Genomic DNA, 12,783 nt, shown 5'->3' on the forward strand with positions numbered 1-12,783 from the left:
GTTTTAGTTGAAATAAAATGGGAAAAGTATATTAAAACAATGAGGTGGTCGTTGACTGCCTCTTTTTCATGAAGGAGAGATGACGATGGCGCATTCACGCGATCCAAAAGGGCTTGCCCTGAACTTAAAGCAACGAATGTCCGATCATAATATCACGGATTATGCAGGGACACTCGCTTATTACTGGTTTTTATCCATTTTCCCAGGTATCATTTTCGTCATTTCCGTCTTATCTTTCTTTGACATCGATCGTCAGACACTCGAATCACAAATTCGCGACTTAGCACCAGGTGGGGCCGTCAACACATTCACCGATACGATTTTCCAAGCCATCAAGGAACCACAAGGTGGTCTGTTATCGATTGGTGCGATTCTTGCTGTCTGGTCTGCTTCCAAAGGGGTCGATCGTTTGATCACGACGGCGAACCACGCCTATGGTGACTTCTCGCCCCGTGGTTTTGTCGCAGCACGTGGGATTGCCTTATTGCTCACGATCGTACTCGGAATCGGGATGTTGTTGCTGATCGTCTTGAATGTGCTCGGTGGTCCGATCATTACGTATCTTGCCAATTTCGTGTTGCCGATCGATATGGGGCAAAAAATCCTACTGACGGTCTTACGATATGTCGTGTCGACGATTCTATTGATTGGTATCTTATCGATCTTTTACCGCGTCGCACCAAAGCGCCCGATTACATTCAAAGAAGCAATTCCAGGAGCCGTTTTTGGTGTCATCGTCTGGCAATTATTATCGGTTGGATTCGGATTTTACGTCTCGAACTTCTCGAATTACAATCAAACGTACGGTTCGCTCGGTAGTGTCGTCATCTTGTTACTATGGCTCTACTTCACAGGGCTGATCATCTTACTCGGTTCTGAATTGAACGCGTCATGGGAACGGTTCATGAAAAAAGCGGATCCGAAGAAAATGGAAGAAAAGCGCTTGAAGGAACAAGCTGAACTTGATGCGATTCCGACGAATACGTTCGGATGAAGATACGAAAAAACGTCTGACTGCCTTCCGGCAATCAGACGTTTTTTCGTGTTAAGCAGCTAATCGTTTTTCAGATGAACGCTGTGGAAGACTTGGTAAAGCATCCTGTTGAAGAAGGCGTAAACCGTTCAGGATGACGAGAATCGTTGATCCTTCGTGTCCGACGACGGCGAACGGCATGATGAGGAACTGGGACAAATTCGATGCGATCAATAGGAGGATGACACCGATCGCAAGCGTGATGTTTTGTTTGACGATCCGGTTCATCTTCCGGGCTTTGTGCACAGCATAGGCAAGACGACCTAAATCATTTTTCATCAAGACGACGTCAGCGGTCTCAAGCGCAGCGTCCGTTCCTTCACCCATCGCAATCCCGACATGTGCTAATGCAAGGGCTGGGGCATCGTTAATGCCGTCACCGACCATCGCGACGGTCCGACCTTCTGTTTGGTATTGTTTGATGTAGCGTACTTTATCTTCCGGTAGGCACTCAGCGACGAAGTCCGTCAATCCCGCCTCACGTGAGATGGCAGCTGCCGTGACCGGATTGTCACCAGTTAACATGATCGTTGCGATGCCGAGATCATTTAAGGCAGCAATCGCTGTTTTGGCTTCCGGACGAATCGTATCACGTAACGCATAAAGCGCTACGATCTGTGTTCCATTGCTGACATAAACGATCGTATGCCCTTGTTCTTTCAATGACTGTTCGATTGCGACGAATGGATCGTCTAAACCATCGTGGAATGCCCGTTTACCGATACGATACGTGACACCATCGACGGTCGCTTCAATCCCGTATCCTGTCACATCTTTAAACGTTGACGGTTCGCGGACATCGGTTTTTAAGTGATCGACGATCGCTTGTGCGAGCGGGTGGTTCGACTGTGCTTCGATGGAAGCAACCGCTTGTTCGACGGCTCGGACATCGATTCCTTCCGCATACCGACTTTCAGTGACGACCGGTTTACCCGTTGTCAGCGTCCCCGTTTTATCGAAGACGATCGTATCGACTTGTCCGAGCGTCTCGATGTGGGCGCCTCCTTTAAAAAGAACGCCATTTTTCGCAGATGCGGCAATTGCAGACAAAGCAGCAGGTGTAATCGACGCGACAAGGGCACAAGGTGAGGCGACGACGAGAAGAATCATCGCGCGATAAATACTTGTCTCAAATGTCCAACCAACGACGTAATGAGGGAGGACCATCATCAGTGCGACGACAAGCAATACGATTTTGACATAACGGCTTTCGAAACGTTCGATGAACTGAGCAGATGGAGACTGTTCACTTTGGGCGTTTTGGACCATATGAATGATCTTTTGGAACAACGACTCGTCAGCAGCTTTCGTCATCTCAATCGTCAAGACACCGTTCATGTTGACGGTCGAGTTATAGACGGTATCGCCCGTTTGTTTTTCAACCGGAATCGATTCTCCTGTAATCGATGCTTCTTCGATCGCCGCTTGACCACGGACGATGACACCATCAACCGGAATCCGCTCACCAGGACGAACATAGACGAGGTTACCGATCGCTAATTGTTCGATTCCGACGACTTCGAGTTGACCGTTTGCATTCAAACGTGTTGCTTCCTCCGGTTGTAAGGACATCAAGCTTTGCAAGGCACGTTCGTTTTTATTCATCGTGTATGTCTCAAGGGCACCGGATAACGCGAAGATGAAGATGAGGATCGCACCTTCCATCCAGTAGCCGATGGCAGCCGCACCGATGGCAGCTAAAATCATCAACAATTCGACGTTCAACGTTTTTTCTTGATACGTCTCCGTCAATCCTTCCTTCGCTTTCGCATATCCTCCGATTACATAAGCCGATAAGTACAATGTGACATAAACGGCAGACGCCGTATTGAATTTTTCGAGTCCGTAAGCAACTAAAATCAATATTCCGCTAAACAATGCTAGAATCAATTCGTGATGCTCATCCCAAGCATGACGGAATACGGAACGCTGTTGAACATCGGTAGTAGTGGAAGTCGTCATATTAAAACTCCTTTCAAAATGTAAATGAGAAATGAAATCATTATAGAAAGAGAATGAGAATGTGATATATCAATGAGTTTAACTGATTGATAATGAGTTTCATTGTCTCTAGATTATAATTATTATTATCTGTAGAATTACTATACCATGCTTCAGTGAAAAGGAACAGGAAAGGAACTAGAAAGATGCAAAAAATTTTAACCCATCGGATTGGACTCGTCGTCTTTGCGTTACTGACGACTTTTTTGTGGGGAAGTGCGTTTCCCTTCATTAAAAAAAGTTATGACTTATTACAGATCACATCTTCCGAATACGGAGAGCAATTGCTGTTTGCGAGCTATCGTTTCTTTTTAGCAGGTGTGTTATTACTTGTCGTCAGTGTCTTCGTCTTCAAACAGACGATCACACTGAAGGAGCGGACCTACGCCTACAGTCGTCTTGGCTTCTTTTTGACGTTCTTGCAGTACGTCTTCTTTTATATCGGTCTATCTTTATCAACCGGCGTACAAGGATCGATCATTGCCGGATCGACTTCGTTCTTCCAGATGTTGCTGGCACATTTTCGATATGAAGACGATCGACTGAATCGATTTAAAGGACTCGCCTTATTCCTTGGATTCACAGGTGTTATCTTGGCTAACTGGCCGCAAGGTGGGCAAGGTGTCTCATTTGGAGTAGGGGAAGGATTGTTGATCGCAGCAATGGTTTCCGGGGCGTTCGGTAACTTGATTGCCAAAGAATACTCGGCACGTTATCCGGTGGCACCGATGACTGGATGGGCGATGGTCATTGGATCAATCGGTCTCTTTATCGCAGGAGTCATTCTCGATGGTCACGTCGCACCATTCACCTTTTCAACGACAAGTGCTTGGATGCTCGTGTATCTTGCCTTCTTATCAGCGACTGGATTTACGCTTTGGAACTTACTAATGAAATATAATCCAGTCAGTAAAGTGTCGTTGTTCATGTTCTTCGTACCGATCTATGGTGTCAGTTTATCGGCATTGATTCTCGGCGAGACGATTCCACCGCAAGCGTTGCTTGGATTACTCTTCGTCGTCAGTGGTATCTTAGTCTCGACGTACCTTCCTGTATGGTTTCAAAAGCGAGGTTGACGAAGATTCAGAATCGTGCAAAAATAGTTTCAATCAAAGTAACTCCCAATCGTTCGTTGCTCAAGCCGACCCGTTCGGCTTTTTTCTGTACGGTCAAGTGAAGACCGATTCGGCCTTGTCTGAAAGGCTAGTGCGACTATAAAACGGAAGGAGATGAAAACGAATGGAACGGAATGAGATCGTTCGAAAGATCATTGCCACTCGTCGTCCACGTGATGAGTTTGCCCGGTTCGTCGTAACGTGCGTCAGTCAACAATTGAAGGAAACCCATGGAGATGTGGATGTGGAAATCATCGAGGCGGAGAGAGGTTACGATTCAGTGTGGTCAATCAACGGTCGAGAGGTCGTCGTGCTGCTCGAGACAGAAGAGCTAAAGCGTGCAAAAGAACAGCCGTATGCGATCGACGATAAGCTCTGGCGGAGTTTTCGGCAAGAAGGAATCGTGAAATAAAACAAAGGGAATGACTTAAAAGTCAGTTTCCACAAAGGTAGGGGTGGCAGATTATCATTCTGCCACCCTTATCTCATAACAAAAAGAATGACGCGTTTCACGCCACTCCTACAGGAAAAAGCGCATTTGCGCTGTCAGAGACAAACAAGCCAGTTTTCCTGCTGAAATGAAGCAGGAAAACTGGCTTGTGTCTCGCCTGAGGAACGGGTGTGAAAAGACGCGTCATTCTTTTTAGGGTCAGCCTCTTTTTTTAGATCCGGGATGATTCGTGACGTTTTGCGTATCGTAAGAGAAACGCAAGTGTCGCTAGGACCAGAACGAATAGGCTGAAATAAAGCATAGCTGGAAGCAGAACGAACAAGCTGCCGGCAATCGGTCCGAGGATCGAACCAAGACTAAAGGCAATCCCCGCAAGCAAGTTGCCCGTCGGAAGAAGGTGTCGCGGTAACTGTTCCGTCATATAGGCGACGCCGAGCGAGTACGTCGAGCCAAGTGCCATCCCGCTGACAGCGAAAATCGCAAACAACCAACCGTATCGTTCGAAGACGAAGCAAGCAACCAGGAAAGCGACAGAGCCAATCGAAAGAACAGTTACTAACGTCCGACGTTTTCCGAAGTGATCCGCAAGTCGTCCAAGTGGAAGTTGCATGATCAACGAGCTGACGACGAATGTCGTGATCAAGGTACTCGTCTCAGATAGACCGTACCCGTTACGCGTCGCAAAAACAGGAAAACTGGCATTCAGTGTGGCTTCGAGAAAACCATATGTAAAGCCAGGAAGTAACGTGAACCAAGCGGTTGACAAGACAAGTCGATACCGTGAGGCAGCACTTTGTAGCTCCTCCGGCATGACGGAGGATGGTTTTTCGTTCGGCATACGCGATAACAAGATCAGGACGATGACCGTCAATGTACCCGTCAACACGAACGGTAGCCAGTTGATGACATCAACGAGAGGTGCCGCAAGAGGACCGAGAGCAAAACCGAGACCGAATGCCATCCCGTATAGTGACATCGTTCGCCCTAACCGTTCATTTGGGGTAATGGACGTCACCCAAACCTGTGATCCATAGTGTAACGTCTGATCACCGAATCCGACGAGGAACCGTAAAATCATCCAAGCAATGACGCTTGGAAGGAGTGGGAATAAGAAGACCGCCACTGCAACAAGAGCGAGTCCGAACGAAATGACGGGAATATAACCACGTCGTCGCAGTGGACCTTCCATGAGCGGGGCAGCGACGATGACACCAATGTATAGAACGGCAGCGCTGAGACCGTTGATGAAGGCGGGTGTCCCTTGGCGTTCAAGTAAAATGGATAGCAATGGAATCAGCAGACCTTGCGTGAAACCGGAAATGAAGACGATTGATAAAATGAGAGCAAAACGGCGTGACACAAGTAACGACGACCTTTCTTTTTTCTTTTAGCATAACACGCCCCAGTCTCTGAAACGGGAGACTGGGGCGTGCTTCATTTATTTTCTTGTTCAAAACGTGTCGGACGCGGCATGTGCAGCAGATGTTCATCCCAATCTGTCTGATCGAACACTTCATCATGTTCGATACTGTGTGAAGCACGAATACCAACCATCATGACGAACAAGACCATACTGAACGTACCGATGATTGCGACAATACCTACGAGCCATTCCATCCCGGTCACCCCTTTTTAGAAAACAGAATGTGTCTACTTTGTGACATTTTTCCCGGGACGCCATTGTTCAAAACCTATTTTTGATTCTTAAAGCCGACTCGATTGTTTTGTGAAATCAATCTCAGGGTAATATGCGTTTTTCACAAGCGCGTTCGGTCCAAGGCACTGCACCGCAGGACAGTGACATGACAAGCTTTTATTCAGTTCTGTCTCTTGCCACTGGGCATACGCATCATTGAAAGACGTCTCGTGAATCGTACCGAGCGAAGCGAGTTCGTCGCCGAAATCGGTCACGATGATTTCACCATCAAAGATGTTGACGTTAAGACGAGAACGACCATCTGGGTCATTGCGAACCGATACGTTTTTTTCTTGACGTAAGCGACGGTGCAATTCTAAATCTGCCTCTTCCATCGAACATGCGTAGAAAGGAAGTGTTCCGAACAACATCCAAACGTTCGGATCGCGGACGTCAAGCAAACGATGAATTCCGTCACGGATTTCAGATAAACTAGCTGCTTCGATCATAGACGCGAAGTCAGCGGGGTACATCGGGTGCACTTCATGACGGACACATCCCATATCGACGATTTCCTTATGGATTGCTTCAAGGTGTGGCAACGTCCGCTTGTTGATCATCGTCTCAGCAGATACGATGACACCTCGTGCATTCAGGACACGAGCATTCTCTTTCATCGTCTCGAAAAGTTTCGTCCGTGCTTCACGTGACGGTTTTCGTTCCATCATCGCAAAGCCACCATCGATGAAATCATCGGCTGTTCCCCAGTTATGTGAGATGTGCAAGACATCTAGATAAGGAATGATTAATTCATAACGAGATAACGGAAGTGTTAAATTTGAGTTGATTTGGGTTTTAGCGCCACGTTCGTGGGCATACTTAAGTAAAGGGACGACATATTCCTTGACGGATTTCATCGAAAGCATCGGTTCTCCACCTGTGATGGAAAAGGCACGCAGGTGTTCGATTTCATCCAGACGTTGAATGAGTAGTTCGACTGGGATTTCAGGTGACTCGCTACTAGATAACATGTAACCGACGGCGCAATGTTCACAGCGCATGTTACACAGTTTTGTCGTCGTGACTTCGATGTTCGTCAAACGGACGGTGCCGTATTGTTCAATGTCACGATAAGCTTCCCACGGATCGTTTGCGATCGTGATGGGTGATGATTGTGGCATGGGTACTCCTCCTTTTTAGTGCTCCACTTCGTATCGTATGCTAAAATAACGTCGGAATCCAGCGGAAGAAAGGAAGTCTGAATAATGGGAAAAGCAAGAACTGATAAACTTGGTCAAATGAATGTGCTAAAATCAAGAATGCAGCTTCTCTGTCATACAATCGATTCACTCGATGAATCATCAGATATCGAAGATTTGGAACGACTGATCGTATCACTGGATCAACTCAAGGCGAAGGTCGTTCGATATGCGAAGGATATGAAAGAACAAGAAGAAACGAAAAAAGCGGTAGATTGAGACCGCTTTTTCATTTGCACAAACGGAAAGGATGAAATCAATGGCAACAAAAATCAAATTAAAGACAGGTGAGGTCCGTTCGGTCACGTGTCTCCGGATGGGAATCAACGGTGAAGGGATCGCGACGCTCGAACGACAAATCGTCTTCATCCCAGGACTACTCGTCGGGGAAACGGCACAAATCGAGATCACGGAAATTCATGCGAACTATGCGAATGCGAAAATCTTAAAGCGCGACGATCGTTCACCAGACCGTGTTACTCCACTTTGCCCGGTCTATAGTGTCTGTGGCGGCTGCCAATTACAACACATGAGTTACGACGGACAGTTGCGTTATAAGGAAGAAATGCTTCGCAACGCTTTCTTGAAATCAACGAAGTTGAATGTCGAGAAAGCAGATATCCGTCCGACGATCGGTTCGAAGGAATGGGAATACCGCAACAAGTCGCAATTCGTCGTCGGTAAACAGGGGAATGAGATTGTCAGCGGTCTCTATTCCGCTAATTCGAATCGTCTGGTCGCGATCGATGATTGTGTCGTCCAAAACAAGGACACGCTTCGCGTCAACCAAGCTGTCACGAAATTACTCAATGACTATAAAGTACCCGTTTATCATGCAGCAAAACAAGATGGTGTCATGCGCCATATCGTCGTCCGGACAGGAATCAAAACGGGTGAAATTCAAGTCGTACTGGTTGCTTTTAAAGACGGCTTCCGTGATTTAGAAGGGTTGTCGCGCGATATCATGGATATCCCAGGTGTCGTCTCGGTCGCACTGAACATCAATGATAAGTTGACGTCACGTGTCTTCGGAGAAGAGACAGAAGTCTTGCGCGGCGTTGAACGGATCGAAGAAGAGATGGGGGAATTCACGTATCAATTGTCCCCGCGTGCCTTCTTCCAGTTGAACCCGGAACAAGCAGAACGGATGTATGAAGAGATCGCACGTGCCGCTGCTTTGACAGGCGAAGAACGTGTCGTTGATGCATACGCAGGTGTTGGTTCAATCGGACTCTGGATCGCCAAAGGAGCAAAAGAAGTTCGCGGCATGGAAATCATTGAAGAAGCTGTCGAAGATGCCAATGCGCACATGAAGCAATACGGATTCGACCATGCCCACTACGTCGTCGGTAAGGCCGAAGCGTGGATTCCACGTTGGGTCAAGGAAGGCTGGATTCCGGATGTCTTTATCGTCGACCCACCACGTTCAGGTTGCGATACACAATTGTTGAACGCGATGATTTCTTCTAAAGCTAAAAAAATCATCTATGTCTCGTGTAATCCGCAGACGCTTGCGCGTGATTGTGATCACTTGATGAAAGCAGGATACAAAGTATCGTACATCCAACCGTACGATATGTTCCCACAAACAGCGCACGTTGAAGCAATCGTCGTGCTCGAAAAGAAGAAAAAGAAAAAGTTCTAAGTAAAAAAGCCCGTATGCACTCCTTGAACGAGTGGACATACGGGCTTTTTATCATGTTTGCGAAGGATAACCGAACGTTGCGTCACACTCAGCGAAGCGTTCCTTCAACTGAGCAACACGGTCAGCGGGTAGTGGACCGCGCTCGATCAGTTGCTGATTCAACGCGAGATGTTCGGGTCGAGACGTGCCGATGATGGCCGTCGTGATTCCTGGTTCAAAGACCGTGAAACGAAGCGCAGTTTCAAGCCAACTCGATTCCTCGAGTGGATAAGCGAGTTGTTGCGCACGTTCCCAATATGGTTCGACATACTGTCCGACCGGACGCTCCGTGAAGCGCCACGGGGCGTTGCCGATCGGACGCTTGGCGATGACTCCGTGATCTAGAAGAGTAGGCAGGATATCATCGACACGTTGGTCAAACAGATTGAACGATGTTTGAAAACTGTCGAAGCGATTCGTTTCGATAGCATATATCAAGTCTTCCCGATCACCGGAATAAGCAATGACGCGAACTTTTCCAGCTTGTTTTGCTTGTTCAAGCGCTTCGATGACATCTCCTTGGGCGAGGATTTCTTGACTGCAAGAATGTAAGTGTACGATGTCGAGATAATCCGTTTGCATCGTCTGTAAGGCTTGATCGATGCCACCATGGACCGCTTCAAAGGTCCAGTCCTGCGCACCGGGAACATCATAGCCGACTTTCGTCGACAGAATGACGTCGTGCCGGCGATTCTTTAGAAATTGTCCGACGCGTTGCTCCGATAAGCCGTAGCCGCGTGCCGTATCGATCAGGTTGATGCCAAGATCACGTGCTTGTTCGAGTAAATAAACTGCTTCCCGGTCCGTCATCTGTTCTGCACCGATGTGACCGGCTCCGAACCCAAGCGGGGACACGAATAAATCAGATGTTCCAAAACGTCTTAACTCCACGAACAATACTTCCTTTCAGATACCTGTAGTTTTAAATCGATGGTGTTCGTTTTTGATGAATACGGTATAGCAGATAACCAACGAGTGCCACGCCTGCAATCGACCATTGAACGATGGACGAGGATTGCATGAACTGATGGACGGCGAGCACTTCGACTAACATGGCTGGAATTTTTCCAATCGTACTCGCAGTCAGGAAAAGTAGGATGGAAATACCACTCGCCGCACTGATGATGTTGACGATGCCAGACGGGACGAACGGTAATAGCCGCAGCAAGATGATCGTCCAAAATGCTTCATGTCCTCGTTGTGCTTGCAGTTTTTGTTGCAAACGAGCGAATCGATCGGGAAGTGGGCGACGAAGGGCATACCGCAGTCCTTTTCGGTAAAGTAGGAACGCACAAACCGCACCTAAGACTTCACCGATGAAAGAGAGCAATGTACCGATCCATAATCCGAAATAGACGAGATTCGCAGCGGTGACGAACGTACTCGGTAGGACACCAAGCACACTGACGACGACGCTGACCAAGACACTAACGAACGGAGCGAACGGTCCGAAGAGTTCAAAGGTTTGGATGACATGTTGTTCCATCATTCGAATCCATCTTCTTCATCTGGAAGAAGCGGTAACTCGATGTGGACGGTCGTTCCTTCTCCAAGAACGGAGTCGAACCGGATCGTCCCATCATGACGATCGATGATGTGTTTTGTGATCGCAAGACCAAGACCAGTTCCGCCATCTTTCCGCGTCCGTGATTTATCAACACGGTAAAATCGTTTTGTCAGTCGATCAAGATGCTCTTCCGGAATGCCTTCTCCTTCGTCCCGGATAAGACAATGCGTCCGGTCGCCGATCGTTTCAGTCGATAAGAAAATCTGTTTACCAGGCGGTGTGTACCGTAAGGCGTTATCGAGTAAATTGCCGAAGACTTGCTCAAGACGGTCTGTATCGCCTAAGACAATTTGATCCGGATCGAGATTCATCACGAACGTGACTCCTTTTGACTGGGCGATGGGTTCCATCCGGTAAATGACATCTTCAAGTACTTGGCTGAAGACAAGTGGTTGTTTCGACATCGGATAGGAATCGCGTTCAAGTTGAGCGAGATCGAGCAAATCATTGACGAGACGTTGCAGACGCTCTGTTTCCCGCTCGATGATTTGGTAATACTGCGCACGCTTTTCTTCCTCGAGCGAATCATCCTGCATCATCTCCGTATAGCCACGGATGTAGGAGAGCGGTGTCCGCAATTCATGACTGACGTTCGCGAGGAACTCCTTCCGCTGCTCGTCGACTTCTCCGAGCGATTCCGCCATCTTGTTTAACGTTTCTGCGAGTTCTCCGATCTCATCGTCCGATTGAATCGGAATCCGATAATCAAAGTCACCTTGTGCATAAACAGTCGAGGCGCGCTTCATGTCGATCAACGGACGGATGATCGTATCGATGATTTGTCGTCCGAAGATGACGAGATTCAAGACGATCAGTCCGATCATGAAGAAGATCATCAGGCGGAGTGGGCGGAATGGTTCACTGATTTGACCGAGTTCCAGATACAAGATCAGCGTACCAACCAGTCGATTGTTTTCGATGATCGGAAATCCGGTCATCAAAATGTCCGTTCCTTCAATCGGATGGGTCCGACTGGAGACGACGGTTTCACCGTTTCGAAGTTCTTCGATATCCGCATTCGTCAAAAAGCGCAGTCCAGCTGGATTTTTCTTCAGGAAATCGATAAAGAAGACTTTCGATTCCGTCAACTCATTCGTATAAGTCATTCCATCGTAAAAAGCACCAGACAGTCCTTCGGATTCATAGATGTTGATCAGCTTTTCGCCTCGGTTCAATAAGATATCTTCCTGCGTCTGAAGATAGAACCGGTCGTAGAGATAGAACGTCAGCAGGACGAATAAAATGGCGGAAAAAACGCTCGTGAACCAAATCGTGATCCAAATCCGGCGCCGGATCGTATAGCGCTTAATCATACTTCCTCGAATTTATAACCGATGCCCCAGACCGTTTGAATCGAGCCACCGGCTTCCCCGAGCTTTAGGCGAAGTGTTTTGATGTGTGTATCGACCGTCCGTAAGTTCCCGATATAGTCCGCACCCCAGATTTGATCGAGTAACTGTTCGCGAGAAAAGACCTTATCATTGTTTTGAGCGAACAGGTGCAACAAATCAAATTCCTTACGCGTCAGACTGACCGGCTTGCCATTGACGTGGACACTCCGACTTTCCGTATCGAGTTCAAGCATGCCGAGCGTCAGGGTAGCCGATTGATCAACTGTAAAGCGGTGAGAACGACGAAGCGTCGCTTCGATGCGAGCAAGCAATTCTCGAGGGCTGAATGGTTTTGTGATATAGTCATCAGCTCCGATTTTCAGACCGTGAATCCGATCGAGCTCGTCCGAACGTGCCGTCAGCATGATGATCGGAACGTTTGAGAATTCACGGATACGCATGCATGCTGTCAAGCCGTCCATTTCCGGCATCATGACATCGAGTAGAACGAGATGGAATATATTTTGTTGAATGAGATGGATCGCTTCTTGTCCGTTAGAAGCTGTCATCGTCGTGTAGTGTTCTTTTTCAAGATTCGAGACGAGAAGGTCACGCATTTGTGCTTCATCATCTACTACGAGAATGTTAAACGATTCTGGCATTAGTATTCGCTCCATTTCCTGTAGAAGAAAGTGTTTCTTCCATA

12 protein-coding genes and 1 pseudogene are annotated in these 12,783 nt (G+C 47.6%); 5 read left to right on the plus strand and 8 right to left on the minus strand.

What is annotated here, in order from left to right:
• Window positions 1–85 precede the first annotated feature (85 nt).
• On the plus strand, window positions 86–994 hold the full coding sequence (locus K7G97_RS03500) for a YihY/virulence factor BrkB family protein (RefSeq protein WP_023467287.1): 909 nt from the start codon (window positions 86–88) through the stop codon (window positions 992–994).
• Between the two features lie 51 nt (window positions 995–1,045).
• Here the strand turns inward: K7G97_RS03500 and K7G97_RS03505 are convergent, their stop codons facing one another.
• Window positions 1,046–2,995 carry a heavy metal translocating P-type ATPase gene (locus tag K7G97_RS03505; protein ID WP_223041390.1) on the minus strand — a complete coding sequence of 650 codons (1,950 nt, stop codon included), beginning with the start codon at window positions 2,993–2,995 and terminating at the stop codon, window positions 1,046–1,048.
• Between the two features lie 185 nt (window positions 2,996–3,180).
• Between K7G97_RS03505 and K7G97_RS03510 the strand changes: the two genes are divergently transcribed.
• Entirely contained in the window at window positions 3,181–4,110 is a 930-nt protein-coding gene (locus K7G97_RS03510) for a DMT family transporter (RefSeq protein ID WP_023467289.1), read from the plus strand.
• A gap of 163 nt (window positions 4,111–4,273) precedes the next feature.
• Window positions 4,274–4,561 carry a hypothetical protein gene (locus K7G97_RS03515; protein ID WP_023467290.1) on the plus strand — a complete coding sequence of 96 codons (288 nt, stop codon included), beginning with the start codon at window positions 4,274–4,276 and terminating at the stop codon, window positions 4,559–4,561.
• Window positions 4,562–4,811: 250 nt separating this feature from the next.
• Here the strand turns inward: K7G97_RS03515 and K7G97_RS03520 are convergent.
• The 3 genes and pseudogenes from K7G97_RS03520 to yfkAB all read right to left on the minus strand — a co-directional run.
• A pseudogene (locus K7G97_RS03520) lies at window positions 4,812–5,963 on the minus strand (MFS transporter); the annotation flags it as partial.
• A gap of 71 nt (window positions 5,964–6,034) precedes the next feature.
• The gene (locus K7G97_RS03525) at window positions 6,035–6,217 is read right to left on the minus strand and encodes a hypothetical protein (RefSeq protein WP_023467292.1); all 183 of its coding nucleotides are present in this window, start codon (window positions 6,215–6,217) and stop codon (window positions 6,035–6,037) included.
• Window positions 6,218–6,304: 87 nt separating this feature from the next.
• On the minus strand, window positions 6,305–7,417 hold the full coding sequence (gene yfkAB, locus K7G97_RS03530) for a radical SAM/CxCxxxxC motif protein YfkAB (RefSeq protein WP_035398770.1): 1,113 nt from the start codon (window positions 7,415–7,417) through the stop codon (window positions 6,305–6,307).
• Between the two features lie 84 nt (window positions 7,418–7,501).
• Between yfkAB and K7G97_RS03535 the strand changes: the two genes are divergently transcribed.
• Both K7G97_RS03535 and rlmD read left to right on the plus strand, forming a co-directional pair.
• A complete protein-coding gene (locus K7G97_RS03535; RefSeq protein WP_023467294.1) occupies window positions 7,502–7,714 on the plus strand; it encodes an SE1561 family protein in 213 nt (70 codons plus the stop codon).
• A 40-nt stretch (window positions 7,715–7,754) separates the two neighbouring features.
• The gene (gene rlmD / locus K7G97_RS03540) at window positions 7,755–9,140 is read left to right on the plus strand and encodes a 23S rRNA (uracil(1939)-C(5))-methyltransferase RlmD (RefSeq protein ID WP_058265782.1); all 1,386 of its coding nucleotides are present in this window, start codon (window positions 7,755–7,757) and stop codon (window positions 9,138–9,140) included.
• Window positions 9,141–9,191: 51 nt separating this feature from the next.
• Here rlmD and K7G97_RS03545 read toward each other — a convergent pair whose 3' ends face one another.
• From K7G97_RS03545 to K7G97_RS03560, 4 genes are read right to left on the minus strand one after another with little or no spacing between them, the layout of a single operon-like run.
• Complete coding sequence (locus K7G97_RS03545) at window positions 9,192–10,070, minus strand: aldo/keto reductase (RefSeq protein ID WP_195865942.1); 879 nt, start codon at window positions 10,068–10,070, stop codon at window positions 9,192–9,194.
• A gap of 31 nt (window positions 10,071–10,101) precedes the next feature.
• Window positions 10,102–10,668 carry a TVP38/TMEM64 family protein gene (locus tag K7G97_RS03550; protein WP_223041391.1) on the minus strand — a complete coding sequence of 189 codons (567 nt, stop codon included), beginning with the start codon at window positions 10,666–10,668 and terminating at the stop codon, window positions 10,102–10,104.
• Entirely contained in the window at window positions 10,665–12,059 is a 1,395-nt protein-coding gene (locus K7G97_RS03555; RefSeq protein ID WP_023467298.1) for a sensor histidine kinase, read from the minus strand. The genes K7G97_RS03550 and K7G97_RS03555 overlap by 4 nt, the downstream gene beginning before the upstream one ends.
• Entirely contained in the window at window positions 12,056–12,739 is a 684-nt protein-coding gene (locus K7G97_RS03560) for a response regulator transcription factor (RefSeq protein ID WP_223041392.1), read from the minus strand. The genes K7G97_RS03555 and K7G97_RS03560 overlap by 4 nt, the downstream gene beginning before the upstream one ends.
• Window positions 12,740–12,783: the final 44 nt, after the last annotated feature.

This window comes from Exiguobacterium acetylicum, assembly GCF_019890935.1.
GTDB classification, from domain to species: Bacteria; Bacillota; Bacilli; order Exiguobacteriales; family Exiguobacteriaceae; genus Exiguobacterium_A; species Exiguobacterium_A abrahamii.

Excerpts from the sequence above, each read along its gene's own strand:
- K7G97_RS03500 (WP_023467287.1), top strand. The coding sequence starts at position 86 with ATGGCGCATTCACGCGATCCAAAAGGGCTTGCCCTGAACTTAAAGCAA.
- K7G97_RS03505 (WP_223041390.1), bottom strand. The coding sequence starts at position 2,995 with ATGACGACTTCCACTACTACCGATGTTCAACAGCGTTCCGTATTCCGT.
- K7G97_RS03510 (WP_023467289.1), top strand. The coding sequence starts at position 3,181 with ATGCAAAAAATTTTAACCCATCGGATTGGACTCGTCGTCTTTGCGTTA.
- K7G97_RS03515 (WP_023467290.1), top strand. The coding sequence starts at position 4,274 with ATGGAACGGAATGAGATCGTTCGAAAGATCATTGCCACTCGTCGTCCA.
- K7G97_RS03525 (WP_023467292.1), bottom strand. The coding sequence starts at position 6,217 with ATGGAATGGCTCGTAGGTATTGTCGCAATCATCGGTACGTTCAGTATG.
- yfkAB (WP_035398770.1), bottom strand. The coding sequence starts at position 7,417 with ATGCCACAATCATCACCCATCACGATCGCAAACGATCCGTGGGAAGCT.
- K7G97_RS03535 (WP_023467294.1), top strand. The coding sequence starts at position 7,502 with ATGGGAAAAGCAAGAACTGATAAACTTGGTCAAATGAATGTGCTAAAA.
- rlmD (WP_058265782.1), top strand. The coding sequence starts at position 7,755 with ATGGCAACAAAAATCAAATTAAAGACAGGTGAGGTCCGTTCGGTCACG.
- K7G97_RS03550 (WP_223041391.1), bottom strand. The coding sequence starts at position 10,668 with ATGATGGAACAACATGTCATCCAAACCTTTGAACTCTTCGGACCGTTC.
- K7G97_RS03555 (WP_023467298.1), bottom strand. The coding sequence starts at position 12,059 with ATGATTAAGCGCTATACGATCCGGCGCCGGATTTGGATCACGATTTGG.
- K7G97_RS03560 (WP_223041392.1), bottom strand. The coding sequence starts at position 12,739 with ATGCCAGAATCGTTTAACATTCTCGTAGTAGATGATGAAGCACAAATG.